This window comes from Streptomyces sp. NPDC037421 (genome assembly GCF_055602105.1).
On sequence record NZ_JBVJWV010000050.1, the window covers coordinates 12,234 to 37,215 of the forward strand.

Sequence of the window (24,982 nt, forward strand, 5' to 3'; positions counted from 1 at the left end):
ACCGAACACTCACACATCACATATCGACCCAGTATCAGCCACCACCGCTCCCCCCCCCCCCCGTTCACCTTCGGAGCCCTCCCCCCCCCCCCCCCCCCCCCCCCCACCCGCCTTTCGCGTGCCCCGAACAGATGTGACAACTGAGGTTATTGAGGACCAAAGTCCTTATTACCTGGAATTTATTGGGCAATTCGGTGGAACCCCGCCAGGTATCAAGGCGTCATGACCCACAGAACCCTTGCAAGGCCGGACGGGGAGTGGACACATGACGAACACCCAGAAGCACAGCCTCCGGAACCGGATAGCCGTCGGTGCCTCGGCCGCCGCCGTGGCCGCCACCATCTGGGGCGTGACGGCCCTCGTCACCACCGACGACGGCCCCACCCGGCCCGGTGACGCCGCCCACCAGACCGGTACGGACACCCCCGGGGGCGGCAACGGGCCGGGCGCCCAGCCGCCGCAGGCGCGGCCGGCCGGGCTGCCCGACAGCATCGCCCACGCCAGCGAGGCCGGCGGCAACGCCGTCAACATCACCATCGACGACGGCCCCGACCCCCGCTGGACCCCGCAGGTCCTGGAGGTGCTGGCCGAGCACGACGTCAAGGCCGTCTTCTGCATGATCGGCCCGCAGGCCAAGGCCCACCCCGACCTGGTCAAGAAGGTGGTCGCGGCCGGCCACCGGCTCTGCGACCACTCCATGGACCACGACACGTCCATGGACAAGAAGCCCGTCGCCTACCAGCAGGCACAGATCCTCGACGCGAAGAAGCTGATCGAGGAAGCCGCCGGCGGCGCCGAGGTCGAGTACTACCGGGCCCCGGGCGGGGCCTTCACCCCCGACAGCCGCAGGATCGCCGCCGCCGCCGGCATGCGCCCGCTCGGCTGGAACGTCGACACCAAGGACTTCGGCAAGCCCGGCACCGCCGCCATCGTCGACGCCGTCAAGCGCGAGATCGGCAACGGCCCCACGATCCTCTTCCACGACGGCGGCGGCGACCGCAAGCAGACCGTCGCCGCCCTCGACCAGGTCCTGACCTGGCTGAAGGAGCAGGGCCGGCCCACCGGCTTCCCGGTGCGCACCGCCCCCGACCCCTCCTGACGACGGCACCGGCACTGACACGCCGCCGGACGGCGAACGGGTGAGGGTCGGCCGCCCGGCCCCGCCGGGGGTGTTCCCTGGTCGCGCGCGCAGAACGGCGCGCGGCACCGTACGCACACGCACGACCAGGAGGCCCCGTGATCAAGCCGGCCCAGCTCACCGACCCCGCCGTCCGCGCCTTCGTCACCGCCGTCAACGCGGGCGACCAGGCCGCCTTCACCGCCGCGCTGACCCCCGGCGCGACGATGTCCGACGACGGCTCGGACCGCGACCTCCAGGAGTGGGCCGAGCGGGAGATCTTCGCCTCCCGGGGCCACATGGACGTCGAGTCCGAGTCCGACGGCGGGCGCGCCCTGGTCGCGAACTACCGCAACGACACCTGGGGCGAGATGCGCACCGCCTGGCGGTTCACCGTCTCCGACGGCCACATCAGCCGCTTCGAGACCGGCCAGGCCTGAGCAGGGCGCGCGGCCTACAGCCCCCGCGCCACCTTCAGCACCGCCGCCGTCAGGCGCCCGTTCTCCGGGGCCAGCCCGCCCGGGAAGCCGAAGCGGCGGCGCGTGTACCCGTACGCGATCCCCGTGACCGGGTCGGCGAAGCCGTTGCCGCCCGCCGCGCCGCAGTGCCCGAACGCCTCCGGGCCCACCGCCGGCTGGGTCTCGAAGCCCAGCCCGAAGTGGTCCGCCTCCGAGGTCACCCGGTCCGGCCCCGGCGTGTGCAGCCGCGCCACGTCGGCCACCGTCGCCGGCTCCAGCAGCGGGGGCCGGCCGTCCAGCCCGCTGATGGCCGCCGCGTACAGGGCGGCCACCCCGCGCGCCGTGCCGCTGCCGCCCGCCGAGGCCGGGCCGAGGGCCTTCACCTTCGGGTGGTTGGCGTACCCGACGAGGTCCATCGGCGGCTCGTGGCGCCAGTTGAAGGCCGTCTTCAGCATCTCGGGCAGCGGTCCGCCCGCCGCGAGCAGCTCCCGCTGCGCGGGCGTCGGCAGCATCTCCAGGACCGGCTTCCAGCGGCCCTCCAGCTCCGCCGGCAGCCCCATGTACAGGTCCAGCCCGTACGGCGCCCGAACCCGCTCCTCGTAGACCTCCTGGAGCGAGCGGCCCGTGACCCGCCGCACCACCTCGCCCGTCAGCGCGCCGATCACGAAGGCGTGGTAGCCGTACGCCGTGCCGGGCTCCCAGAACGGCTTCTGCCCCGCCAGCCGGGCCGCGACGAACGCGTCGTCCGCGACCTCCTCGTACGAGAAGCCCTCGTCGGTGCTGATCAGCCCGGAGCCGTGCGCGACGAGCTGCCGCACCGTCAGCCGCTCCTTGCCGTGCCCGGTGAACTCCGGCCAGTAAGCCGCCACCGGGCGCTCCAGGTCCAGTACGCCCTCTTGCGCCAGCAGCGCCACGACCAGGTGCGCGGCGCCCTTGGTGAGGGAGAAGACCCCGCTCAGGGTGGACCCGTCGGTGTCCTCGCCGCCCCACAGGTCCACCACCGTCCGCCCGTGGTGGCGCACCGCCAGCTGGGCCTCCGGCGGGTTCGGCTCGGCGGCCACGAAGGCCTCGAACTCCTCCCGTACCGTTTCCCAGCCCGGCGCGACCGTCCCGTCCACCGTCATGCCCATGTCGTCCCCCGTGGTCGTGCGGGGAGCGTTTCCCCGTCCGGGCACAGACAACCAGAGGCGCCCGGGGCGCATTCCGGCCCGGAAGGGGAATCCGTCACCTGTGCGTCCGCCGGCCGCTCCGTACGGGTGAACGCGCGCACGGCCTCGTTCCGGCCCGCCGCGGGGGCCCGTTGGACCCGGCATGAAGCGCACTCGCACCGCCGCCCTCGCCCTCGCCGCGGCAGCCGCGGCCGTCGCCCCCGCCCTCGGCCAGGCGCCCGCCACCGCCGCACCGGGCACCGGATACCTCCAGGACCCGGCGGGGGGCGAGCACGAGATGAAGTCCATGTGGACCAAGGACCAGAAGCACAAGCTGGAGGGCCAGGTCCGGTTCCACCCGGGGATCCAGTACGGGACGGTCTCCCGCCCGGCCCTCCCCGGCGACCCGAGGGACGAACGCCGGGTCCCCGACCCGGACACGCTCTCCTGGACGCCCTCGTACGAGTTCGCGTGGGCGGTGTCCGACGTCCTGGTGAACAAGGGCCTGACCACCAAGAACGGCACGCACCCGATCGTCGTGCACGCCGTGCTGCGCGACGCGAAGGGGACCGCGCGGGCGGAAGTGGAGCGGAAGCTGACGGGGCAGCCGGCGACGGGGCGTCAGAAGGTCGCGGACGGCAGGAAGATCGCGTGCGACACCGGCGAGTACACGGTGGAGTGGTCGGTCACGCGCACCCACTACGGGACGCTGACGGGCACCCTGCGCTGGGATTCGAGCTGCGAGCGCTACCGCAAGGCGTTCGCCGCGGAGAACGGCGGGGCGTAGCGGGAGGCGGGGGAGGAGAGGGGGAGGCCTGTCGCCCCGTGCACCTTGTGGGTGCTCGGCGGGCGACGGGGCCGCGGCCTTGGATCAAGTGCCGACAGCCATTCTGCCGTACGGGATGGGGTGCGGCAGGGAGGCGAAGGTCCCTGACTGCGGGGGACTTTCAGTGCTTCTTCTTCGAGGCGGCGCTCGCCTTCGCGGCGATGTCCTCCAGGACGGCCTTCGGGTTGCCGCCCGGTTCCAGGGCCCGCCCGATGTTGCGCTTGATGGTGTCGCTGACGGTCACCCAGGCGGGGTCGTTGACCGGGTAGAGCTGGGCGCCGCGCAGGGCGGTCAGGAACTGCTCGTCGTTCCTGTCGAGGCCGCCGCCCGAGGGGGTCCGGGAGGCCGTGACGGTCGAGGGCAGCAGGTGGTAGCGGCCCGCGAAGTCCGAGAGGTTCTTGTCCTGGTAGACGAAGTCCAGGAACTTGCCGATCTCCTCGCGCTTGCCGTTCTGCTTGAAGGCCATCATCCAGTCGGCCACGCCGACGGTCGGCGGGGTCTCGCCGGTGCCGAGGTAGTCCGAGACCGGCATGGCCACGGCGCCGACGGTGATGCCCTTGGCGCGCGCCTCGTAGGAGAGGGACGGGTAGCCGTTGAGCATGCCGACCTCGCCGCGCAGGAACGCCGCGAAGGCGTCGGCGCGGTTGAGCTGCGAGGGCGGGGTCGGGCCGGTCAGCCCGGGGCCCACCATCTTCTCCTTCAGCCACTTGAAGGTCTCGATGTTCTGGTCCGAGGCGAGGCTGTAGTTGCCGCTGCTGTCGGCGTAGCCGCCGCCGTTGGACAGCTCCCAGATCATCGCCTCCGCGTGCGCCTCCTCGGGGCCCAGCGGCACGGCGAACGGGTACTTCACGCCCTTGGCCTTGAGCGCCTTGGCGGCGGTCTCCAGGTCCGCCCAGGTCTTCGGCTGCCAGGTGGCCGATCCGTCCTTGCCGACGAGGCCGGCGTCCGCGAACAGCTTGGTGTTGTAGAAGAGCAGACGGCTGCTCGCCACGAAGGGCAGGCCGTAGAGGGTGTTGCCGACGGACCCGGCCTCGGCGAGGGGCTGGAGGAAGTTCGCCTCGGCGCTGATCGAGAGAAGTTCTTCCGCGGAATACAGCTTGCCCTCGGCGGCGAAGTCCGAGTAGGAGCCCATGAGGGCCATGTCCGGCGCCTTGCCGGCGTCGACCATACGGGAGACCTCGCGGTCGATGTCCGCCCAGGGGATGAGCTCGACCTTGACCTTGATGCCGGGGTTGGCCTTGGTGAAATCGGCCGTCACCTTGTCCCAGAAAGCCTTGGAACTGTTGGCGGAGGTGTTGCCGTATTCGGCCGCGACCAGGCGCAGCGTGTCGCCGCCGCCGTCACCGGAGGAACTTCCGCAGCCGGACAGCGGTATCAGTAGACCGAACACGGCTGCTGTCGCGGCCGCGCCGAACATTCTTCGTCGCACGGGTGGATACCCCTGATTTTCTTTTGAGTCCCGTTATTACTTATGAGTTGCTCCGGGCTGGGGTGTCCCGCCGCGGCCCGTCTGGCCGGAATTCTCTCCTGCGGGCGGCCGGCTTGAATGCATTGGGGCGGTACTTGTGTTCAATGCTCCAATCACGCGTTTTCGGAATTGTGTTTTCCGATGTGAGTACGGGATATGCGACGCGCGTAGACATGCCGAAAAGCCCGTTTCCGGTGGGGAAACGGGCTGGGTGTGATTTTCGGCGGGCGGCCGGGCGGGCCCCCTAGTCGGCGAACTCGCCGGCGTAGGGGTCGGGCTCGCCCGTCTCGGGGTTGCGTCCCTCCTGCCAGCGGCGCTGGGCCTTGCGCCAGTGCACGAAGCTGAGGTGCCCGGCGTCCCAGAAGGTGATGCTCACGGGGCTCACGTCGAACTCGTCGGAGCAGAGCCGGAGCAGGAATTCGGCCATGCCGTACGGGTGGACGGCGAAGGCGTCGGCGGTGTGCCGGCCGGCGACCAGCACCGGCCACCGGTCCGGGTCGGGGTCGGTGGTGAGCCAGCACAGGATGTCGGACCCGCCGGTGACGCCCCAGGCGATGATCGACTCCGGATCGACGTCGAAGGCCGCCCGGCCGCCCCCGGCCTCCCAGAGCTGCCGGGCGTTGGCGGTCTCCTCGGCCATCTCGGCCGGGTCCCACTGGAGTCCGGGCTTGGGCAGCGGCAGCAGGATGCTGGCCTCGCCGTTGATGGAACCGGCCCCGAAACGCCCCATGAACGCCACGAAGTCGGCCGGGAACCGGGTCCCCCAGACCGCCTCCGCCGCCTGCCAGTCGACGTCCTCGTCGGCGCCGTGCGTCGCCGGCATGATCTGCTCCAGCGCCTTGATCCGCGCGTTCTCCGTCATGCCGCTCCCCTGAGACCCCAGCTCAACCGCCCCAACCTACCGCCCCGTGGCGGGACGTCCAGACGCCGAGACGGCCACCAGGCTCCCCACGGCCAGGCCCCAGCCGGCCATGGCCCCCGCCTCGGCCTCCAGCACGTGCCGGGAGCGGAGCCGGGGCAGGCCCAGGCGGCCCGGGGGCATGGTGGTCAGCGCGATCACGCGCATCCGGCGGTCGAGGTAGGCCACGTCGATCGGGAACCGCATCCGGAAGGTGTGCACGCTCCCCGCCGGCGTCAGCAGCAGCGCCCCCTCGACGCCGTCGCGGCCGAGCAGGCCGCGGGTGCGCGCCCGGTAGGAGGCGGCGACCTCCAGGGGGACCGCCACGGTGCCGATGCGGAGGGTGCCGGGGCCGTCCTGCCAGTGCGCCATGCGGCTCACCCTAGGGCTCGGCGCCGCCTCCTGGGGGCTCCGCCCCAGACCCCCGCGCCTCAAACGCCGGCGGGGCCGGAAGATCCAGCCCGCGCGGCGTTTGAGCGCAACGGGGTCCGGGGCGGAGCCCCGGGGAACGGTGGAAGGGCGGGTAGGGGACCTCGCCCCGCGCAGCGGCCGCCCCCGTCGGCGGGACGGCGGCGTTGGGTCCCGGGGCCCATCCCGCGGAGCGGCCCGGCGGCCTACCGTCACCGGATGGGCGCACTCGTGATCACCCTCGCCGCCACCGCGTACGGCGTCACCGCCGGCCTGGCGCTGCCCCGCGCGGCGTACCGCCTCTCGGTGGACCCGGGCGAGCCCTGGCGCGGGCGCTGCCCCGACGGCCACCCGCTGCGGGGCTGGCTCGGGCCCGCCCGGTGCGCCCCCGGGACCCCCGGCGGGCCGACGGCGCGGCCCTACGGCCCCCGCACCGGGTGGACCGGCGGGATCACCGCCGTGGTGTGCGCCGCACTCGGGGCGGGGCTCGGCCCCCGGCCCGAGGCGGCGGTGTTCGTCGCGCTCGCGCCCGTGCTGGTGCTGCTGGCCCTGGTCGACCTGGCCGTGCACCGGCTGCCCGACGTGCTCACCCTCCCCCTGGCCGCCGCATGCGCGGCCCTGCTCGGCGCGGCCGCGCTGCTGCCCGGCGCCGCCGGGTCGTGGCGGCTCGCGCTGCTGGGCGGGCTCGCGCTCGGGGCCTCGTACCTCGTGCTGTTCCTGATCAACCCCGCCGGGATGGGGCTGGGGGACGTCAAGCTGGCGCTCGCCCTGGGGGTCGCTCTTGGGTGGTACGGGTGGGGGGTATGGGCGGCCGGGGCGTTCCTGGGGCTGCTCTACGGCGCCGTATACGGTCTCGGCCTTGTGCTGCGCGGCCGGGCGGGCCGTGACCAGGGCTTCGCCTTCGGCCCCTTCATGGCCGCCGGAGCCCTCACCGGAGTGCTGCTGGGCGGATTCGGAGCGTAATCGTTTTGCGGCAATGCACGCAGGACGCTTTACGAAGGGTTATGGTGGAACCCCCCCCTCGGGCCGGTCCGTATCCCCCCCACGGACCGGCCCGTTTTTCGTTCCACGCACCCTCAGGGCAAAAGCGCAGGTCAGCCGCGCTGGGCCCAGATGTTGGTGCCGGGGGTGGACACCGCGAAGGAGTCGATCTCCTTCAGCTCCTGCTCGGTGAGCGGCGCACCCGCCAGCGCGGCGACGTTCTCCTCCAGCTGCTTCACGCTCGACGCGCCGATCAGCGCGGAGGTCATCCGCTCGTCGCGCAGCACCCAGGTCAGCGCCAGCTGGGCCAGGGACTGGCCGCGCCGGGCCGCGATCTCGTTCAGTCCGCTGAGCCGGCGGACCACGTCCTGCGACAGCAGCGAGGGGTTCAGGGACTTGCCCTGGCTGGCCCGGGAGCCCTCCGGGATGCCCTGGAGGTACTTGCCGGTCAGCATGCCCTGCGCGAGCGGCGCGAAGGAGATGCAGCCCATGCCGGCCTCCTCCAGGGTGTCCAGCAGCGCGTCCTCCTCCGTCCAGCGGTTGATCATGGAGTACGAGGGCTGGTGGATCAGCGGGCGCACGCCCATGTCCGTCAGGATCCGCGCGGCCTCCGCCGTCTGCTCCGCCGTGTACGAGGACACGCCGACGTACAGCGCCTTGCCCTGCTGGACCGCGGACGCGAGCGCGCCCATGGTCTCCTCCAGCGGGGTCTCCGGGTCGAAGCGGTGCGAGTAGAAGACGTCGACGTAGTCCACGCCCATCCGCTTCAGCGAGGCGTCGAGCGAGCCGAGGAGGTACTTGCGGCTGCCCCATTCGCCGTACGGGCCGGGGTGCATGAAGTAGCCGGCCTTGGTGGAGAGCACCAGCTCCTCGCGGTAGCGCGCGAAGTCCTGGGCGAAGATCTTGCCGAAGTTCAGCTCGGCGGAGCCGGGCGGCGGGCCGTAGTTGTTGGCCAGGTCGAAGTGGGTCACGCCGAGGTCGAAGGCGCGGCGCAGGATGGCCCGCTGGGACTCGAGGGACCGGTCGTCCCCGAAGTTGTGCCAGAGGCCCAGGGAGATCGCGGGGAGCTTGAGGCCGCTGCGACCCGTGCGTCGGTAGTGCATGGAGTCGTAGCGCGAGGGCTCTGCCCGATAGGGATTGTTATCAGTCACGATGTCCTTGCTATCACGGACTTGTGACAGGCCGAGTTGGGTACCCGATCCCGGCGCGCAGTAATGTGGCGGACTCGGGGGAGACCGCAATTCGCACGGGGGCATTGCACGGAGGGGCTCGAAGATCGTGAAGCTGCGCGACCTGGTGTACAGGCTCTATGCACGCCGGGTGGAAGGCCGCCTCGACCATGACGCGTCGCCCAAGCACATCGGCGTCATCCTGGACGGGAACAGGCGCTGGGCCAAGGCGTCCGGAGGCACGACGGAGCAGGGCCACCAGGCCGGCGCCGACAAGATCTCCGAGATGCTCGGCTGGTGCACCGAGACGGACGTCGAGGTCGTCACCCTGTGGATGCTCTCCACGGACAACCTGGACCGGCCGGAGGTCGAGCTCCGGCCACTGCTCAACATCATCGAGAACACGGTCCGGGGCCTCGCCGAGGACGGCCGCTGGCGCGTCCACCACGTGGGCAACCTGGACATCCTGCCCGCGCAGACCCAGACGGTGCTGAAGGAGGCCGAGCAGGCCACCCACGACATCGACGGGATACTGGTCAACGTCGCCGTGGGCTACGGCGGCCGTCAGGAGATCGCCGACGCGGTCCGCTCGCTCCTGCTGGAGCACGCCGAGAAGGGCACCTCCTTCGAGGAGCTCGCCGAGGTCCTGGACATCGACCACATCGCGGAGCACCTCTACACCCGCGGCCAGCCCGACCCCGACCTGGTGATCCGCACCAGCGGCGAGCAGCGGCTGTCCGGGTTCATGCTGTGGCAGAGCGCCCATTCCGAGTACTACTTCTGCGAGGTCTTCTGGCCGGCCTTCCGCAAGGTCGACTTCCTGCGGGCGCTGCGCGACTACGCCGCCCGCCACCGGCGCTACGGCACCTGACCGCAGGCACCTGACACCCCCTCGGCCCCCTCCCGTCACCCGCGCGAACCCTTCACCAGGGATTCACCGAGCGTCCGTCATATGCCATGGCATGGCACCGCACGTTCGAGGGCATAACCCAGGCAGGTCGACGCCCGGTCCACGGGTGTCGAGTCTCAGCGGGCGGCACAGGGCCGTCCGCCCGGGAGGCCCTTTGCACCAGGACGAGCGTGCGGTTCGCACGGACGGATTGGAGGGCCGGAAGTCGGCCCTGGCACTGGCGCCGATGACCGGTCCGGTCTTCATGGCCCGACCTCTTCCGAGGGGGTACGTCCTTCCGTGGTGACCAGCACAAAGCGCCGCCTGCCCGACAGGCGGACCTACGTCCTCGACACCAGCGTCCTGCTGGCAGACCCCAACGCGTTCTCCCGCTTCGACGAGCACGAGGTCGTGCTCCCGATCGTGGTGATCACCGAGTTGGAGGCCAAGAGGCACCATCCCGAACTCGGCTACTTCGCCCGTCAGGCCCTGCGCCTGCTCGACGACTTCCGGGTCCGCTACGGTCGCCTCGACGCCCCCATCCCGCTGGGAGATCTGGGCGGCACGCTGCGCGTCGAGCTCAACCACTCCGACCCCGGCGTCCTGCCGGCGGGCTTCCGGCTCGGGGACAACGACTCGCGGATCCTCGCGGTCGCCCGCAACCTCCAGGCCGAGGGCTACGACGTCACGGTCGTCTCGAAGGATCTCCCGCTGCGCATCAAGGCCTCCTCCGTGGGGCTGCTCGCCGAGGAGTACCGCGCGGAGCTCGCCATCACCGACGCCGGCTGGACCGGCATGAGCGAGCTCGCCCTGTCGGGGGAGCAGGTGGACCTCCTCTACTCCGAGGAGCGGCTCTACGTGCCGGAGGCCGCGGAACTGCCCGTGCACACCGGGCTGGTCCTCCAGTCCGAGCGCGGCAAGGCCCTGGGCCGGGTCACGGCCGACGGCAACGTGAAGCTCGTACGGGGCGACCGCGAGGCCTTCGGGCTGCACGGGCGCAGCGCCGAGCAGCGCATCGCCCTGGACCTGCTGCTCGACCCGGAGATCGGGATCATCTCGATGGGCGGCCGGGCCGGCACCGGAAAGTCGGCGCTGGCGCTGTGCGCGGGCCTGGAGGCGGTGCTGGAGCGGAGGCAGCACCAGAAGGTCATGGTCTTCCGCCCGCTGTACGCGGTCGGCGGCCAGGACCTCGGGTACCTGCCCGGAGACGCGGCCGAGAAGATGAGCCCCTGGGCGCAGGCGGTCTTCGACACCCTCTCGGCGGTCGCCGGGCGCGAGGTCATCGAGGAGGTGCTGGGCCGCGGGATGCTGGAGGTCCTGCCGCTCACGCACATCCGCGGCCGCTCGCTGCACGACGCGTTCGTCATCGTGGACGAGGCCCAGTCCCTGGAGCGGAACGTTCTGCTGACCGTTCTGTCCCGGATCGGGGCCAATTCACGGGTTGTTCTCACCCACGACGTGGCCCAGCGGGACAATCTGCGCGTCGGCCGGTACGACGGAGTGGTCGCCGTCGTTGAGAAGCTGAAGGGGCATCCGCTCTTCGCCCACGTGACGCTGACCCGCTCCGAGCGCTCCCCGATCGCCGCACTGGTGACGGAGATGCTGGAGACCCTCTAGGAGGGAACGGGGTAAAACCCCCATAGCGGGACGGTCAGTTGGCGCCGCCCGGCAAAGGCCCAGGAGCCTAGCCGGGCGGCGCCCTGCTGCACAGGCGTTTTCCCGAATCACCGGTATCGCAGCAGGTGTGACCTTTCACACGCAACGCGGAATTGCCCTGCGGCGTCGAGGTCCGGCAGAGTCTGTTTTCCGTCAGGCCCCGCATACGGCACCCTTGTATCCCCCGTCGGGATGCGCGCAGTACGAACAACTCCACAGCCGATGCCGTATGCCGCCCGGTACAGCCGGCAGCCCCCGCAAGGGAGTTGCCCACGGGCCAGCGTCTCCAGTGACCTCAACACCACGGAGACCAGCGTCGAGGGGCACTCTTGCGATCGCGCGGTCACTGCGGACGCTGCTGGAAGGACACCGTGTGAGCCGGATCTCGGTCCGGGGGTTCGCAGTGGCTTCGGCCACCGCGGTCACCACCGTCGGCGCAGTCGTGGGCGTTGCCACTGGCGATGCCGCTTCGAACGACCTCGAGACGACCGCTTCCGGCGCGACTCTCCTCACCGACCTCCCGGTCGGCGAGCAGGCCCAGGTCCAGAGCGCCACCCTGGCGCAGCAGGCCGACAGCATCGCCCACGCCGCCGACGCCGACGCCAAGCGCTCGGTGGAGGAGGCCGCCCGCATCCAGGCCGCCGAGGACGCCAAGTCCAAGAAGGCGGAGGCCGAGAAGGCCGAGCAGGCGAAGAAGGCGGAAGCCGACGCCAAGCTCAAGGAGCAGCGCGAGGAAGAGGGCGAGGTCGCCAGCCGGTCCGCGGCCCGCGACGCCGGCGACTTCCCGGTCCAGGGCTCCTACACGGTCGCCCAGGTCAAGGACATCGCCCGGCAGCTGGTCCCGGCGGGCCAGTTCCAGTGCTTCTCGAACATCATCAACCAGGAATCCACCTGGAACTACAAGGCCGTCAACTCCTCCTCGGGAGCCTACGGTCTGGTCCAGGCGCTCCCCGGTTCGAAGATGGCCTCGGCCGGCTCCGACTGGCGCACCAACCCGGCCACCCAGATCAAGTGGGGCCTGGGCTACATGAACGAGCGCTACGGCAGCCCGTGCAGCGCCTGGAGCTTCCACCAGGCCAACGGCTGGTACTAGAGCCCTGGCATAGGGCCCGCGTACAACCTCGGGGAACCCCGCACCGTCCAACGGTGTGGGGTTCCTCGCGTGTACGGTCGTGCGAGGTGTCACCGCTGGGCGGGGGGAAAGGAACGACATGGCGAAGAGGGCAGGCTGGCTCGGCCGGCTCGGCAGCAGACTGAGCCGGATGGAGGCGGCCCTTGACGAACGGCGGGCCGAGGTCGAGGCCGAGGCCGCCGACGAACCGCCGCTGCCCGCCTCCGCCTCGGCCTCCGTGTCCGCCTCGGCAGCGGCGGCACAGGGCGCCGCGGCACCGGGCGGGCACGCGCCGCCCGCGTCGCCGGCCCGGCCCGACCCGGTGACCGTCATCCCGTGGGGGGTGCGGGTCGCCGCCGAGGCGAGCTGGCGGCTGCTGCTGCTCGCCGGGATGGTCTGGGTCCTGATGAAGGTGATCAGCGAAGTCCGCCTGGTCGTCCTCGCCTTCGCCGCCGCCCTGCTCGTCACCGCGCTGCTCCAGCCGTTCGTGGTGCGGCTGCGCAGGCTCGGCCTGCCGCGCGGGCTCGCCACGGCCGTCACGGCGATCCTCGGCTTCGTCGTCATCGGGCTGGTCGGCTGGTTCGTGGTCTGGCAGGTCATGGAGAACCTGGACGACCTCTCCAACCGGCTCCGCGAGGGCATCAACGAGCTCAAGTCCTGGGCACTGGACAGTCCGTTCCACGTGACCGAGAAGCAGATCAACGACATCGCGAAGAACCTCAGCGAGACCATCGGCACCAACACCGAGGAGATCACCTCCGCCGGCCTCCAGGGCGTGACGGTGCTCGTCGAGGTGATGACGGGCATGCTGCTCGCGATGTTCTCGACGCTCTTCCTGCTCTACGACGGCAAGAAGATCTGGACCTGGGTGCTGGGCCTCGTCCCGACCGCGGCCCGCCCCGGTGTCGCGGGCGCGGGTCCGCGCGCCTGGCGCACGCTGACCGCGTACGTGCGCGGCACGGTGCTCGTCGCGCTCATCGACGCCGTGTTCATCGGCCTCGGGCTGTACTTCCTCGACGTGACGATGGCCGTGCCGCTGGCCGTGTTCATCTTCCTGTTCGCCTTCATCCCGCTCGTCGGCGCCGTGATCTCCGGCGCGCTCGCCGTGGTCGTGGCCCTGGTGACGCAGGGGCCCGTCATCGCCCTGGCGGTCCTGGGCGTGGTGCTGGCGGTCCAGCAGATCGAGGGGCACGTGCTCCAGCCCTTCATCCTCGGCCGGGCCGTACGGGTCCACCCGCTCGCGGTGGTGCTCGCGGTGGCGGCCGGCGGGATGATCGCGGGCATCGGCGGGGCCGTCGTCGCGGTGCCGCTGGTGGCCGTCACCAACACCGTGGTGGTCTACCTGAGGGCCTATTCGCGCGAGCGGCACCTCGGGGCCGTCGCCGCCACGGGTCCGGGACCGCACGGGGCCACGGCGGTACGGGCCGCCGCGCTGGAGGCCGGGGATGATCAGCGAGCCTGAGCTCGAAGGGGAGTGGGCCGAGGCCTCCCCGGCCGAGCTCGCGGGCCCGCCCGTGCAGCCCGAGGGCCGGGAGGGGCGCCGACGCGCTCCCTGGCTCTGGGCCCTGGGCGGGGCGCTGCTGGCCTCCGCCGTGTGGGCGGGGGCACTGGTCGTGCAGGAACGTTACGCCGCCGCCGGGCCGCCCATCGCGTACCGGCACAGCGAGCAGCTGTGCGGGGAGGTCCCGCTGAAGGCCGTCGGGGCCGTGACCGGGAGCCTGGGCGTGGGCATGCCGAGTCACGGCGAGAGCCCGGCGCTGGACTGGTCGCACTGCTTCTCCGTCGGAGGGCGGGACGGCCGGCTGCCCACCCACGACGCGCAGGTGCTGGTCGAGCTGCACCGCAAGACCGACCCCGGGCCGGAGTTCGGCTCCGGACCCGTCCTCAACCTGAGCATGCGCTCCCCGTCCGTCCAGCCGGAGCAGGTTCCCGGCCTCGGCGAGCGGGCGGTGTTCTCCGGGGAGGGGGCCGCGCCCCGGCTCCAGGTGCTCGACGGCGGGGCGGTCTTCACGATGCGGGTCCAGTGGTGGGCGGGCCAGGACGGCGAGGGCGGCGACCTCGACGAGAACGCCGTCAAGGCGGCGATGATCGAGGACGTGCGCGCGCTGATGGACCGGCTCCGCAAGAAGTGACCCGGTAACGCGCCGTGCCCCCGCAGCCCTTGCGGGCCGCGGGGGCACGGTGACGCGTGGCGCCACCCGTACGGGTGACTACTCGGCGGCCAGGGCCGCTTCGGCGTCGAGGGTGACGGCGACGGCCTGGATCACCGAGGCGATCTTGAAGGCCTCCTGGACCGTCTCGCGGTCGACGCCCGCCTTGCGCAGGACCTGCTCGTGCGAGTCCAGGCACTGGCCGCAGCCGTTGATCGCGGAGACCGCGAGCGACCACAGCTCGAAGTCGACCTTCTCCACGCCCGGGTTGCCGATGACGTTCATCCGCAGGCCCGCGCGCAGCGTGCCGTACTCCGGGTCGGAGAGCAGGTGGCGCGTCCGGTAGAAGACGTTGTTCATCGCCATGACCGCGGCGGCGGACTTGGCGGCGTTGTACGCCTCCGGGGACAGCGCGGCCTTGGCCTCCGGCTCCAGCTCACGCAGGACGCGCGGGGAGCGGGCGGCGATCGCGCAGGACAGGACGGTGCCCCACAGCTGCTGCTGGGTCAGGGTGTCCTGGTTCCCGATGACCGAACCGAGGTTCAGCTTCAGGTCCTTGGCGAAGTCCGGTATGGCCGACTTCAGGGAGTCGAGGGACATCCGTCACTCACCGGCCAGCAGGGCGCCGGCGTTCAGGGTGTCTTCGCCCTTGTTCCAGTTGCAGGGGCACAGCTCGTCGGTCTGGAGGGCGTCGAGGACCCGCAGGACCTCCTTGGGGTTACGGCCCACGGAACCGGCGGTCACCATGGCGAACTGGATCTCGTTGTTCGGGTCCACGATGAAGACCGCGCGCTTGGCGAAGCCGTCCTCGCCCTCGACGCCGCAGGCCTGCATCAGGTCGTGCTTGACGTCGGCCAGCATCGGGAAGGGCAGGTCACGCAGGTCGGCGTGGTCCTTGCGCCAGGCGTGGTGGACGTACTCGGAGTCGCCGGAGACGCCGAGGATCTGCGCGTCGCGGTCCGCGAACTCGTCGTTCAGCTTGCCGAACGCGGCGATCTCGGTCGGGCAGACGAAGGTGAAGTCGGCAGGCCAGAAAAACACCACGCGCCACTTGCCCTCGTAGGACTTGTGGTCGATCTGCGCGAACTGCTTGTCGGCGTCGAGGGAGACGCAGGCGGTCAGATCGTAGGTGGGGAACTTGTCACCGACAGTGAGCACACTGACTCCTTGCAGAGCGGAAAGGGGCCCTTTTGGGGGCTTTCCGAAGGGGTTGGACGGTCTCACATGCTGGCACAGTGGCATTGATCGCGGAAATCGCAAACGGTGGTCGCGCTGATCAGGCTTCCCTATCAATGCCGCCCAAGCGGGGCCGGTGGCCGCTGCCCTATCCGTGGCCGCCGCAGAACGTCCTGGCGGCCAGCGCCGCGCCGGCGTCGTAGCCCTTCTGCCAGTTGGGGTCGACCTCGCCCAGGGTGTTCGGCGGCTTGGCGCCGCAGTTGGCCCTGATCGCCTGGAAACCCTTCCGGAAGCCCTTGTCGTACTCGGCCTTCGCGTCCGCCCCCTTGTCCTTGCCCGCACCGTCCTGCACCGGGTCCATTCCGCCGGTGCAGGCCACGCCCCCGACCGTGTAGTGGCCCGCGGGCAGGCCGGGGACCCGGACGGTGCCGGCCTGGACGCTGGTGGACCTGCTGTAGCCGTTGTCGCCCGTGACCGCGACGGTGAGCCCGGTGAAGCCCTTGCCGTCGATCGCCCAGTTGTCCGGCGGCGGGGCTTCGCTCTGCACGACCTTGCAGGTGCCGGCCGCGGGAGCCGCCGGCACGGCGTGGGCCGGGACCGCCGGACCCAGGAGCAGCGGTGAGACCGCCAGCGAGGTCAGGGCGGCGATCCGGACAAGCCTGTTCGTCATGGTTGCCTCCCGGGCGGAGGCCGTGGCCGGGCCCCCTCGCCCTTCCTCCACTCTCACGCACCGCCGGGCCGCCCGCAGGACGCACGGCCTAGTCTGGTGGTGGGTGATCGGAGGTACCTATCAGTGGCCGTCGGCAACAGGGGAACGAAGCAGGCGACGCTCGCACAGCTGCGCGCGTTCGCGGCCGTCGCCGAGCACCTGCACTTCCGGGACGCGGCCGCGGCGATCGGCATGAGCCAGCCGGCCCTCTCCGGCGCCGTCTCCGCGCTGGAGGAGGCCCTCGGCGTCCAGCTGCTGGAGCGCACCACCCGCAAGGTGCTGCTCTCCCCGGCGGGCGAGCGGATCGCGGCCCGGGCCCGGACGGTCCTCGACGCCATGGGCGGGCTGCTGGAGGAGGCCGAGGCCGTACGGGCCCCCTTCACCGGCATCATGCGGCTCGGGGTGATCCCCACGGTGGCCCCGTACCTGCTGCCGACCGTGCTCGGGCTGTTCCACCGGCGGTACCCGCGGATGGACCTCCAGGTGCACGAGGAGCAGACCTCCTCGCTGCTGGAGGGACTGGCCGGCGGGCGGCTCGACCTGCTGCTGCTCGCGGTGCCGCTCGGCGTCCCCGGGGTCACCGAACTGCCCCTCTTCGACGAGGACTTCGTCCTGCTGGCGCCCCGCGAGCACCCGCTCGCCGGGCGGCGCGACATCCCGCGCGAGGAACTGCGCGACCTGCGGCTGCTGCTGCTCGACGAGGGGCACTGCCTGCGCGACCAGGCCCTCGACATCTGCCGCGAGGCGGGCCGGGCCGACGGCGCCGCCGTCACCACGACCGCCGCCGGGCTGTCCACCCTCGTACAACTGGTCGCCGGGGGACTGGGCGTGACCCTGCTGCCGCGCACCGCGCTGCGGCTGGAGACCGCGCGCAACGAACACCTGGCCACCGGGTACTTCGCCGAGCCCGCGCCCTCGCGGCGGATCGCGCTGGCCATGCGGACGGGTACGGCCCGCCAGGAGGAGTTCCGGGCCATCGCGGCGGCGCTGCGCGAAGCGGTACGCCCGCTCCCGGTGTGGCCGGCCGACTAGGCCCTGGCCGGGCGATCTTCGCGGGCCCGCGACGTCCGGCACGGCACCTCGCCGCGTTGTCGGAGCGCGCGAGTACGGCCGAGTACGAGCTGCGCTCCTCCGCCTTGCGATGCACCGCACCAGACCCCGCGGCCTGATCCACGAAGATCGCCCGGACAGGACCCAGGGGTGTCCGGGCGGATCAGGGCCGCGCCCGGGACGCCGGGCGTGCCGCGGGGGCGGGCGCGAGGCTCCGCGGGCTACTCCGTGCGCAGCCCGTCCGGGCGCATCAGGCGCAGCAGCGGCGGCAGGCTGAGCAGGGTGACCGCCGCGACCAGGCCCGCGCCGGCGCCGGTCAGCAGGAGCACCGGCGTCCACTCGACCCGCACCGGGACGTGGGCCATCCCCATCAGCACCGAGCCCAGCCCGATGCCGGCACCCGCGGCCAGGACCAGCCCGAGGGCCACCGGCAGGGCCGTCTGCCAGAGCACCGACAGGCACAGCGTCGAGCGCCTGGTCCCGAAGGCGACCAGGGCCGCGAGCAGCCTCCTGCGCTCGCGCAGCTGCTCCAGCTGGCCGACCAGCAGGCTGGTGCCGATCAGGACCAGCACCCCGGTCGCGCCGAAGAACAGGCCGGCCCGGATCCCGGAGAAGGCGCGGTTCTGCTGCGTGGACCGCAGGGTCATCGCCGTGGCCAGGGGGTCCGCCTTGAAGGCGGCGGTGCGCACCCGCTCCAGCGCGTCCGGCACGGAGTCGTCGAGCTGGACGAAGACCTGCGCGGACTGGGCGCGCCCCATGCCCTTCGGCGCGGCGGAGGGGGTGGCCAGCAGACCGGAGCGGAGGCTGCCCGTCGGGTCCTCGCGGGGGCGGACGGTGCGGGCGCCGGCCGGGACGGTCCACTCGACGGTCTTCGCGCCCAGGCCGGCCGAGACCTCCGGGGAGACCCTGACGTCGCCGGCGAAGACCCGGTCCCCGGGACCGACGGCCTCCTCCAGCGGGCCGCCGGCGAGGACGAAGACGTCACCGTCCCGGCAGGCACCGAGCTCCGCGACCTCGGCGAGCGCCTGGCAGGTGCCGATGGTCACGTTGGAGCCGGGGCCGGGGACCTGCCGGGCGACGCCCACGAGGTTCAGCGGGACGGCCCGGGTGACGCCCGGGGTCTCGGCGATTTGCCGGCCGAGGGCGTCGAGACCGGACTCGGTGCCGCCGTGCATCATGACCGCGACCGAGGCCCGGGACGGGTCCTGTCCCGTCTCCTCGGTGGTGCCGCCCTCGACGCCCGAGAAGAGCATCTGGAGGGCGATGGCCCCGGCGACGGCCACCGCCATGCCGTTGACCAGGCGCGCGGAGGGGCCGCTGGAGACCTGGAGGCGGCGGACGGCCAGCTGCCAGGAGACGGGCCCGCCGCGCATCCGGCCGACGCAGCGCTCCAGCAGCCAGGGCAGCAGTGCGGTGATCCCGACCAGCAGCAGCACCACGCCACCGCTGACCTGCCACTGGTTGAACCGGCCGCCGCCGTTGCCGCGGCCCGCCAGAGGCACGAGCAGCGCGAGCCCGCCGAGCGGCAGCAGCAGCCGCCACCACACGCGGCGCGGGCGAGGGGCCGCCGTCCGCAGGACGCCCAGCGGCTCGATGACGACCCCGCGCAGCGTGAACAGGGTCACGGCCACGGCCGCGGCCGGCACGGCGAGGGCCACCAGGGCGACCAGCCCCGGCGCGGGGGTCAGGTCGGCCGGGAAGACGCTGCGCTGGCTGATGGAGAGGGAGCCGGCCAGCAGGCGGCCGGCCACGAAGAACACGGAGCCCAGCAGCAGCCCGGCCACCGCTCCGGCCAGCGCCTCGCCGGCCGCGATCCGGCGGACCGTCCGCCCGTCGGCGCCGACCAGGCGCAGCGCGGCGAGCCGCTGGTCGCGCCGCTCCCCGCCCGAGCGGACGGCGGCGGCGATGAACACGGCGACCGGCAGCAGCAGGGCGACGAAGGTCAGCAGGACCGTGAGCATCAGCACCGGGCTGAGCTCCGGCTCTTGCGGATCGGGGGCGAAGCCGGTGATGCGCTGGACGCGGAATTCGCCCGGCTCGGTCGCCGGGAGGCTGCCGGCGCCCTGGTAGAAGGCGAGCTCGGCCGGGCCGGTCAGGCCGGCGTCGCCGATGACCTCGCCGATCCTGCCGTCGAGGCGTTCGCGCAGCAGCGCGCCGTCCGAGGACCGCAGCAGCTCCCGCAGGGCCGGGGAGACGGCCAGTTCGCCGGGGGCGGGGAAGGCCTTCAGCCCCGGCGGGAGCGGCGCGTCGGGGCCCTCCGGGTGAAGGAGCCTGCCCTCGATGTCCTGGCCGTGGTACGTCATGTCGGCCCTGGCGATCAGCATGGTGTCGCGGCCCGGCGCCGCGGCCGTGGGGGCACCCAGGAGGGAGCGGGCGTCGCCGCGCTGTTCGCGTGCGGTGAGCGCGCCCGGGACGGCCGTGCTGATCAGCAGCAGCGCGACGCCGAGGCCGACGCCGACACCGGTGAAGAGGGTGCGCAGCCACCCCTCGCGGCCGCCGCCGAGGGCGAACCGGGCGCCCATGGCGAGGTCCCGGCTCCACACGAGGGCCTTGCCCGGCACGCTCATATGATCGGCTCCATGTCGCGGGAGCGGCCGTCGCGTACGACGATCTCGCGGTCGGAGTACGCGGCGACGCGGGTCTCGTGCGTGACGAGGACGACGGCGGCGTTCGCCGAGCGGGCGGCCTCGGTGAGGAGCTGCATCACCAGCTCGCCGTTGAGGGAGTCCAGGGCGCCCGTGGGCTCGTCCGCGAAGATCACCCGGGGCCCGGTGACCAGGGCCCGCGCCGCGGCCACCCGCTGGCCCTGGCCGCCGCTGATCTCGCCGGGGCGCTTGGCGCGGAGGTCCTCGACCTGGAGCCGCTCCATCCAGCGCAGCGCGGTCCCCTCGGCCTCCTTGCGCCGGGTCCCGGCGAGGCGCAGCGGCAGGGCCACGTTCTCCACGCAGGTCAACTCGGGGACGAGCTGGCCGAACTGGAAGACGAAGCCGAACTCGCTGCGGCGCAGGGCGCTGCGTCCGGCGTCGTTCATCGCGGACAGCTCGCGGCCGGCGTAGGTGACGGTGCCGGAGTCGGGGGTGACGATCCCGGCGAGGCAGTGCAGCAGCGTCGACTTGCCGGAACCGGAGGGCCCCATGACGGCGACGACCTCGCCGGGGTGGATGGAGAACCCGGCGCCGTCCAGGGCCTTGGTGGGCCCGTACGACTTGCGCAGGTCCGCGGCGGCGAGCAGGGTGCCGGCCGGGGTCATCGGCGTACCTCCCGGGCGAGCTGGTCGAGCCGGGCGGCGGTGAGCTCGAGCCAGCGCAGGTCGGCCTCCAGGTGGAACAGGGCGTGGTCGCAGACCAGCTGGTCTGCGATGTCCCCCTTGCGCTTGCGCTGGGTCAGGATGCGCATGAGCCGCAGGTGCTCGGCGCGCTGGGTGTCCAGGAGCTCGTTGGCGCTGCGGTGGGTGAGCAGCGCGAGGACCACCTTGGTGTACAGGGTCGACTGGAGGTACGGCTCGGGCTTCTCGGGCTGGGAGAGCCAGTGCTCGACGTCGGTGATGCCGGCGTCGGTGATCGCGTACCGCTTGCGCTCGGGACCGCCGCCGCTCTCGACCCCGTCGACCTCTACGAGGCCGTTCTTCAGGAGCCGGGACATGGTCGAGTAGACCTGCCCGTAGGCGAGGGGGCGGTCGTGGCCGAAGGTCTCGTCGAAGGCGCGCTTGAGGTCGTAGCCGTGGCGCGGGCCGGCCTCCAGGAGGCCGAGCAGGGTGTGACCGATGGACATGCCGGCGACTATACACGTCGTGTATACGCATGGTGTATAGGTTGTTGACGTGCGGATATGCGCAGCGGGCACACAGGAGGCCCGCCGGCGGGGGCCGGCGGGCCCGGATGGGTGCAGGGACGTACGGGCGTACCGGCTCAGGAATCCGGTGCGTTGCGGGGGCGGCCGCGCGGGGGGATCGGGGCGGCGCCGCCGGGGAGCCGGCCCGACTCGGACAGGGCCCTGCGCAGCAGGAACTCGATCTGTGCGTTCGCGCTGCGCAGCTCCTCCCCGGCCCAGCGCGCGAGGGCGTCGTAGACCTGCGGGTCGAGCCGCAGGAGCACCTGCTTGCGCGCCTGCCGGGCCGCCCGGGCGGGCTTGCCCTCGCCCGGGCCCGCGGCGGAACCGGAACCGGAGCCGGCCCCCTGGCCCTGGGGGCCGCCGGGGCGGGGGGCGGGGGGCGGGGTCACTGGTAGAGGGTGCCCGTGTTGATGACCGGCGTGGCCGCGCGGTCGCCGCAGAGCACCACCATCAGGTTCGAGACCATGGAGGCCTTGCGCTCCGGGTCCAGGTCCACGATGTCCTCCTCGGCCAGCCGGGTCAGGGCGAGCTCCACCATGCCCACCGCACCCTCGACGATCTGCTTGCGGGCCGCCACGACCGCGCCCGCCTGCTGGCGCTGGAGCATCGCGGAGGCGATCTCCGGAGCGTACGCGAGATGCGTGAAGCGGGACTCGACGATCGCCACGCCCGCCGCCTCGACCCGGGTCGCCAGCTCGGCCGCGAGCTTCTCGGTGATCTCCTCGGCGTTGCCGCGCAGCGACAGGCCGCCCTCGTCGTGGGCGTCGTAGGGGTACTCGATCGCGATGTGCCGGACCGCCGCCTCGGTCTGGGTCTCGACGAACTCGGTGAAGTCCTCGACCTCGAAGACGGCGCGCGCGGTGTCGGAGACCTTCCACACCACGACCGCCGCGAGCTCGATCGGGTTGCCGTAGGCGTCGTTGACCTTGAGGACGGCCGTCTCGTGGTTGCGCACCCGGGTGGAGATCTTCCGGCGCGAGGTCAGCGGGTTGACCCAGCGCAGTCCGTCCGTGCGGACCGTGCCCCGGTAGCGGCCGAACAGCTGGACCACCCGGGCCTCGCCCGGGGCCACGGTGTTGAGCCCGGTCATCGCGAAGAGGGCGCCGAGGAACAGCAGGAAGCCCAGCGGGATCAGGGTGGCCTTGACCGCCGTAGCGCCCGAAACGGCGGCGAGCGCCAGCAGGCCCGCTCCGGCCGCCACCCCCGCCAGCCCGAACAGCAGGGCGGGTCCGCCGCCGACGCTGCGCGCCGTGAACTCCCGTACCTCATTCGGTCGCGCGTCCGCTGCGTTTGCCATGGAATGCCCCCGTTTGTTGCGTTGTGCCCGGCCGTCGTCGACCGTGCCGCTCTATCAAAGTGATATCACTTTTTGCGGACACCGCAACCCTTCCGGCATCGTGGGCGTCGGTTCCATCGGAGTGGGTGCTGATTCTCACGTCCGAATTGACCGGTATTGATCTGGGTTGATCAACCTTTGTCACAGCCTGCGGTGTTAGTTTTCTGAGCTGACGTCGGGGGGGTAATCGAGCGGAGCGGGAGCGATGGGCCGAGCAGATGCGCGACGGGCGCAGCAGCAACGCGGTGCGCGGAAAGCGCCGAGCGGGCGCGCCGGCGGGCGCACGGGCAAGGCGACCGGGAAGCGCAGCGGCATACGCCGCTTCCTCAACTGGAAGACGCTGCTGGGGACTTTCCTCGGCGGCATCCTCCTCCTGGTGGTCGCGGGCATAGCCCTCTACTTCTCCGTGGACGAGCCGAACGACCCGAACAAGACCGCGACGCTCCAGAGCAACACGTACAAGTACGCCGACGGTTCGGTCATGGCCCGCACCGGCGACATGAACCGCGAGATCGTCACGATCGACAAGATCCCCGAGGACGTCCGCACCGCGTTCATCGCCATCGAGAACAAGACCTTCTACACGGACCGCGGCGTCGACGTCATGGGCGTGGCCCGCGGCCTCGTCAACACGGTCCGCGGCAAGGGCACGGCCGGCGGTTCGACGATCACCCAGCAGTACGTCAAGAACTACTACCTGACCCAGGACCAGTCGCCGACGCGCAAGCTGCGGGAGCTGATCATCTCCCTCAAGGTCGACCAGCGGATGGAGAAGCCGGACATCCTCGCCGGCTACCTGAACACCAACTTCTACGGCCGCAACGCGTACGGCATCCAGGCCGCCGCCCAGGCCTACTACGGCGTCGACTCCGACAAGCTGACCCTGGAGCAGGGCGCGTACCTCGCCGCGGTCATCCAGGCCCCCAGCCAGTACGACTGGGCGACCGCCGGACCCAACGGCAAGCGGCTGGTCATGATCCGCTTCAACGCCGTCCTCGACAACATGGTCGAGATGGGCAAGCTGGACGCGAACAAGCGCAAGACCTTGCAGTTCCAGGAGCCGATCAAGCCCAAGCCGCGTCCGGGCATGGACGGGCAGAAGGGCTACCTGATCCAGGCCGCCGAGGTCGAGATGAACCGGCAGGGGATCAAGGACTCCGAGATCGCCGCCGGCGGCTGGACGATCACCCTCGCCATCGACAAGAAGAAGCAGGCCGCCCTGGAGAAGGCCGTCCAGGACGAGCTGGAGTCCAAGCTGGAGCGCAAGAACACCAAGGACCGGCCCCAGGACCAGAGCGTCCAGGCCGGCGCCACCTCCGTGGACGCCAAGACCGGCCACATCGTCGCGATGTACGGCGGCGTGGGCCTGACCGAGAAGTCGGCGAGCAACGCCCTGCGCACCGACTTCCAGCCGGGATCGACCTTCAAGCCGATCGTGCTGGCCTCCGCCCTGGAGAACGGGTCGAAGACCCAGGACGGCCGCCCGATCAACCCGAGCACCCTCTACGACGGCACCAGCAAGCGCCAGGTGGTCGGCAGCGACACCCCGTTCGCCCCGCAGAACCAGGACAACGAGAACTACGGCGACCCGATGCTCTCGGTCCAGGAGGCCACCAACTCCTCCGTCAACTCGGTGTACGCGCAGATGATCGTGGACGCCAAGCCGACGAACGTGAAGAAGACCGCGCTCTCCATGGGCATGGTCGACCGCGAGGGCTGGCCGGCCGACAAGCCCGCCATGTCGCTCGGCACGATGAGCGCCAACACCGTCGAGATGGCCGCCGTCTACGCCACCCTCGACAACCACGGCAAGAAGGTCACCCCGACCATCATCAAGAAGGCCGAGCACAAGGACGGCGAGTTCAAGGCCGTCAGCCCCATCGGCTCCCAGGTGCTCACCAGCACCACCGCCGACACCGTGACCAAGGTCCTCACCGGCGTCGTCCAGGACGGCTCCGGCAAGGCCGTCCGCAGCTCCGCCTACGAGGCCGCCGGCAAGACCGGTACGACCGAGTCCAACGTGGCCGCCTGGTTCACCGGCTACACCCCGGAACTGGTCACCGTCGTCGCGATGTTCGGCGAGGACCCCAACACCCACGGCCAGGTCACCCTGACCGGCACCGCCGGCAAGGGCCGCGCGGGCGGCTCCAGCTTCCCCGCGCAGATCTGGCAGGCGTACACCACCGCCGCGCTCAAGGGCATGACCACGAGCCAGTTCGACCTGGACGACGCCAGGATGGGCACCCCGGCGCCCTCCCGCGCCGCCACCCCGTCGACCAGCCCCAGCGGTTCCGGCTCCCCGTCGCCGTCCGGTACCGGCAGCACCCGCCCGTCCGGCACCCCGGACCCGTCGGGCAGCTCCGGCGGCTCGGTCCCGCCGACCGGCAAGCCCACGCCGCCGACCGGCAAGCCGACCCCGCCGACCGGCAAGCCGACCCCGCCGACGAAGGACCCGACACCGCCCTTCCCGCCGGCGCCGAACCTGGACCAGCGCTAGGCACGTACGGGCGCGGGGGGGGGGGGGGGGGGGGGGGGGGGGGGGGGGGGGGGGGGGGGGGGGGGGGGGGGGGGGTGGTGGGGGCTGCAAGGAGAGGGGGGGGT

Annotated in this window: 24 protein-coding genes; 11 read left to right on the forward strand and 13 right to left on the reverse strand. The window is 72.0% G+C overall.

What is annotated here, in order from left to right; translation table 11 throughout:
• The first annotated feature begins 265 nt into the window (after window positions 1-265).
• Both ACZ7IF_RS36720 and ACZ7IF_RS36725 read left to right on the forward strand, forming a co-directional pair.
• Entirely contained in the window at window positions 266-1,099 is an 834-nt protein-coding gene (locus tag ACZ7IF_RS36720) for a polysaccharide deacetylase family protein (protein WP_470980991.1), read from the forward strand.
• A 137-nt stretch (window positions 1,100-1,236) separates the two neighbouring features.
• A complete protein-coding gene (locus tag ACZ7IF_RS36725) occupies window positions 1,237-1,557 on the forward strand; it encodes a nuclear transport factor 2 family protein (protein ID WP_470980994.1) in 321 nt (106 codons plus the stop codon).
• A 14-nt stretch (window positions 1,558-1,571) separates the two neighbouring features.
• On the opposite strand, the gene ACZ7IF_RS36730 is transcribed toward ACZ7IF_RS36725, so the two are convergent.
• Window positions 1,572-2,705, reverse strand: a complete 1,134-nt coding sequence (locus tag ACZ7IF_RS36730) for a serine hydrolase domain-containing protein (protein WP_470980997.1) — start codon at window positions 2,703-2,705, stop codon at window positions 1,572-1,574.
• 181 nt (window positions 2,706-2,886) lie between these two features.
• Between ACZ7IF_RS36730 and ACZ7IF_RS36735 the strand changes: the two genes are divergently transcribed.
• Window positions 2,887-3,510, forward strand: a complete 624-nt coding sequence (locus tag ACZ7IF_RS36735; RefSeq protein WP_470981000.1) for a hypothetical protein — start codon at window positions 2,887-2,889, stop codon at window positions 3,508-3,510.
• Between the two features lie 160 nt (window positions 3,511-3,670).
• On the opposite strand, the gene ACZ7IF_RS36740 is transcribed toward ACZ7IF_RS36735, so the two are convergent.
• From ACZ7IF_RS36740 to ACZ7IF_RS36750, 3 genes are all read right to left on the reverse strand, one after another.
• A complete protein-coding gene (locus ACZ7IF_RS36740) occupies window positions 3,671-4,966 on the reverse strand; it encodes an extracellular solute-binding protein (RefSeq protein ID WP_470981042.1) in 1,296 nt (431 codons plus the stop codon).
• 295 nt (window positions 4,967-5,261) lie between these two features.
• Window positions 5,262-5,879, reverse strand: a complete 618-nt coding sequence (locus ACZ7IF_RS36745) for an SMI1/KNR4 family protein (RefSeq protein WP_470981002.1) — start codon at window positions 5,877-5,879, stop codon at window positions 5,262-5,264.
• Between the two features lie 36 nt (window positions 5,880-5,915).
• Window positions 5,916-6,287: a DUF192 domain-containing protein gene (locus ACZ7IF_RS36750; protein WP_470981005.1), complete on the reverse strand. Its 372-nt coding sequence runs from the start codon at window positions 6,285-6,287 to the stop codon at window positions 5,916-5,918.
• Between the two features lie 255 nt (window positions 6,288-6,542).
• Between ACZ7IF_RS36750 and ACZ7IF_RS36755 the strand changes: the two genes are divergently transcribed.
• Window positions 6,543-7,286: a prepilin peptidase gene (locus ACZ7IF_RS36755; RefSeq protein WP_470981008.1), complete on the forward strand. Its 744-nt coding sequence runs from the start codon at window positions 6,543-6,545 to the stop codon at window positions 7,284-7,286.
• A 131-nt stretch (window positions 7,287-7,417) separates the two neighbouring features.
• On the opposite strand, the gene mgrA is transcribed toward ACZ7IF_RS36755, so the two are convergent.
• Window positions 7,418-8,455 (reverse strand): L-glyceraldehyde 3-phosphate reductase, encoded by a 1,038-nt coding sequence (gene mgrA / locus ACZ7IF_RS36760; RefSeq protein WP_470981011.1) that lies wholly within the window; start codon window positions 8,453-8,455, stop codon window positions 7,418-7,420.
• 127 nt (window positions 8,456-8,582) lie between these two features.
• Between mgrA and ACZ7IF_RS36765 the strand changes: the two genes are divergently transcribed.
• From ACZ7IF_RS36765 to ACZ7IF_RS36785, 5 genes are all read left to right on the forward strand, one after another.
• Window positions 8,583-9,344, forward strand: coding sequence for an isoprenyl transferase (locus tag ACZ7IF_RS36765; protein WP_362466965.1), 762 nt, complete (start codon window positions 8,583-8,585; stop codon window positions 9,342-9,344).
• A gap of 318 nt (window positions 9,345-9,662) precedes the next feature.
• On the forward strand, window positions 9,663-10,979 hold the full coding sequence (locus ACZ7IF_RS36770) for a PhoH family protein (RefSeq protein ID WP_469111322.1): 1,317 nt from the start codon (window positions 9,663-9,665) through the stop codon (window positions 10,977-10,979).
• Window positions 10,980-11,391: 412 nt separating this feature from the next.
• Entirely contained in the window at window positions 11,392-12,111 is a 720-nt protein-coding gene (locus ACZ7IF_RS36775; RefSeq protein WP_470981014.1) for an aggregation-promoting factor C-terminal-like domain-containing protein, read from the forward strand.
• A 118-nt stretch (window positions 12,112-12,229) separates the two neighbouring features.
• On the forward strand, window positions 12,230-13,591 hold the full coding sequence (locus ACZ7IF_RS36780; RefSeq protein ID WP_470981017.1) for an AI-2E family transporter: 1,362 nt from the start codon (window positions 12,230-12,232) through the stop codon (window positions 13,589-13,591).
• The gene (locus tag ACZ7IF_RS36785) at window positions 13,575-14,261 is read left to right on the forward strand and encodes a hypothetical protein (protein ID WP_470981019.1); all 687 of its coding nucleotides are present in this window, start codon (window positions 13,575-13,577) and stop codon (window positions 14,259-14,261) included. The genes ACZ7IF_RS36780 and ACZ7IF_RS36785 overlap by 17 nt, the downstream gene beginning before the upstream one ends.
• Before the next feature lie 78 nt (window positions 14,262-14,339).
• Here ACZ7IF_RS36785 and ACZ7IF_RS36790 read toward each other — a convergent pair whose 3' ends face one another.
• The 3 genes from ACZ7IF_RS36790 to ACZ7IF_RS36800 form a co-directional block, all read right to left on the reverse strand.
• On the reverse strand, window positions 14,340-14,879 hold the full coding sequence (locus ACZ7IF_RS36790; RefSeq protein ID WP_079429556.1) for an alkyl hydroperoxide reductase: 540 nt from the start codon (window positions 14,877-14,879) through the stop codon (window positions 14,340-14,342).
• Window positions 14,880-14,882: 3 nt separating this feature from the next.
• On the reverse strand, window positions 14,883-15,437 hold the full coding sequence (locus ACZ7IF_RS36795) for a peroxiredoxin (protein WP_401244525.1): 555 nt from the start codon (window positions 15,435-15,437) through the stop codon (window positions 14,883-14,885).
• A gap of 166 nt (window positions 15,438-15,603) precedes the next feature.
• On the reverse strand, window positions 15,604-16,125 hold the full coding sequence (locus ACZ7IF_RS36800; RefSeq protein ID WP_470981022.1) for a hypothetical protein: 522 nt from the start codon (window positions 16,123-16,125) through the stop codon (window positions 15,604-15,606).
• Between the two features lie 123 nt (window positions 16,126-16,248).
• Between ACZ7IF_RS36800 and ACZ7IF_RS36805 the strand changes: the two genes are divergently transcribed.
• On the forward strand, window positions 16,249-17,196 hold the full coding sequence (locus ACZ7IF_RS36805) for a hydrogen peroxide-inducible genes activator (protein WP_470981024.1): 948 nt from the start codon (window positions 16,249-16,251) through the stop codon (window positions 17,194-17,196).
• A 239-nt stretch (window positions 17,197-17,435) separates the two neighbouring features.
• Here the strand turns inward: ACZ7IF_RS36805 and ACZ7IF_RS36810 are convergent, their stop codons facing one another.
• From ACZ7IF_RS36810 to ACZ7IF_RS36830, 5 genes are all read right to left on the reverse strand, one after another.
• Entirely contained in the window at window positions 17,436-19,781 is a 2,346-nt protein-coding gene (locus ACZ7IF_RS36810) for an FtsX-like permease family protein (RefSeq protein WP_470981027.1), read from the reverse strand.
• On the reverse strand, window positions 19,778-20,464 hold the full coding sequence (locus ACZ7IF_RS36815) for an ABC transporter ATP-binding protein (protein ID WP_470981030.1): 687 nt from the start codon (window positions 20,462-20,464) through the stop codon (window positions 19,778-19,780). The genes ACZ7IF_RS36810 and ACZ7IF_RS36815 overlap by 4 nt, the downstream gene beginning before the upstream one ends.
• The gene (locus ACZ7IF_RS36820; RefSeq protein ID WP_362466956.1) at window positions 20,461-20,985 is read right to left on the reverse strand and encodes a PadR family transcriptional regulator; all 525 of its coding nucleotides are present in this window, start codon (window positions 20,983-20,985) and stop codon (window positions 20,461-20,463) included. Before ACZ7IF_RS36820 ends, ACZ7IF_RS36815 begins: the two co-directional genes overlap by 4 nt.
• A gap of 137 nt (window positions 20,986-21,122) precedes the next feature.
• Window positions 21,123-21,434, reverse strand: coding sequence for a type II toxin-antitoxin system antitoxin (locus ACZ7IF_RS36825; protein WP_470981034.1), 312 nt, complete (start codon window positions 21,432-21,434; stop codon window positions 21,123-21,125).
• Complete coding sequence (locus ACZ7IF_RS36830) at window positions 21,431-22,342, reverse strand: SPFH domain-containing protein (RefSeq protein WP_470981037.1); 912 nt, start codon at window positions 22,340-22,342, stop codon at window positions 21,431-21,433. The genes ACZ7IF_RS36825 and ACZ7IF_RS36830 overlap by 4 nt, the downstream gene beginning before the upstream one ends.
• Before the next feature lie 244 nt (window positions 22,343-22,586).
• On the opposite strand from ACZ7IF_RS36830, the gene ACZ7IF_RS36835 reads away from it, so the two are divergent.
• Window positions 22,587-24,878 carry a transglycosylase domain-containing protein gene (locus ACZ7IF_RS36835; RefSeq protein WP_470981039.1) on the forward strand — a complete coding sequence of 764 codons (2,292 nt, stop codon included), beginning with the start codon at window positions 22,587-22,589 and terminating at the stop codon, window positions 24,876-24,878.
• Window positions 24,879-24,982 lie beyond the last annotated feature (104 nt).

Coding starts and splice junctions, on each gene's coding strand:
- ACZ7IF_RS36720 (WP_470980991.1), top strand. CDS start 266: ATGACGAACACCCAGAAGCACAGCCTCCGGAACCGGATAGCCGTCGGT.
- ACZ7IF_RS36730 (WP_470980997.1), bottom strand. CDS start 2,705: ATGGGCATGACGGTGGACGGGACGGTCGCGCCGGGCTGGGAAACGGTA.
- ACZ7IF_RS36735 (WP_470981000.1), top strand. CDS start 2,887: ATGAAGCGCACTCGCACCGCCGCCCTCGCCCTCGCCGCGGCAGCCGCG.
- ACZ7IF_RS36740 (WP_470981042.1), bottom strand. CDS start 4,966: ATGTTCGGCGCGGCCGCGACAGCAGCCGTGTTCGGTCTACTGATACCG.
- ACZ7IF_RS36745 (WP_470981002.1), bottom strand. CDS start 5,879: ATGACGGAGAACGCGCGGATCAAGGCGCTGGAGCAGATCATGCCGGCG.
- ACZ7IF_RS36750 (WP_470981005.1), bottom strand. CDS start 6,287: ATGGCGCACTGGCAGGACGGCCCCGGCACCCTCCGCATCGGCACCGTG.
- ACZ7IF_RS36755 (WP_470981008.1), top strand. CDS start 6,543: ATGGGCGCACTCGTGATCACCCTCGCCGCCACCGCGTACGGCGTCACC.
- ACZ7IF_RS36780 (WP_470981017.1), top strand. CDS start 12,230: ATGGCGAAGAGGGCAGGCTGGCTCGGCCGGCTCGGCAGCAGACTGAGC.
- ACZ7IF_RS36785 (WP_470981019.1), top strand. CDS start 13,575: ATGATCAGCGAGCCTGAGCTCGAAGGGGAGTGGGCCGAGGCCTCCCCG.
- ACZ7IF_RS36790 (WP_079429556.1), bottom strand. CDS start 14,879: ATGTCCCTCGACTCCCTGAAGTCGGCCATACCGGACTTCGCCAAGGAC.
- ACZ7IF_RS36800 (WP_470981022.1), bottom strand. CDS start 16,125: ATGACGAACAGGCTTGTCCGGATCGCCGCCCTGACCTCGCTGGCGGTC.
- ACZ7IF_RS36810 (WP_470981027.1), bottom strand. CDS start 19,781: ATGAGCGTGCCGGGCAAGGCCCTCGTGTGGAGCCGGGACCTCGCCATG.
- ACZ7IF_RS36815 (WP_470981030.1), bottom strand. CDS start 20,464: ATGACCCCGGCCGGCACCCTGCTCGCCGCCGCGGACCTGCGCAAGTCG.
- ACZ7IF_RS36820 (WP_362466956.1), bottom strand. CDS start 20,985: ATGTCCATCGGTCACACCCTGCTCGGCCTCCTGGAGGCCGGCCCGCGC.
- ACZ7IF_RS36830 (WP_470981037.1), bottom strand. CDS start 22,342: ATGGCAAACGCAGCGGACGCGCGACCGAATGAGGTACGGGAGTTCACG.
- ACZ7IF_RS36835 (WP_470981039.1), top strand. CDS start 22,587: ATGGGCCGAGCAGATGCGCGACGGGCGCAGCAGCAACGCGGTGCGCGG.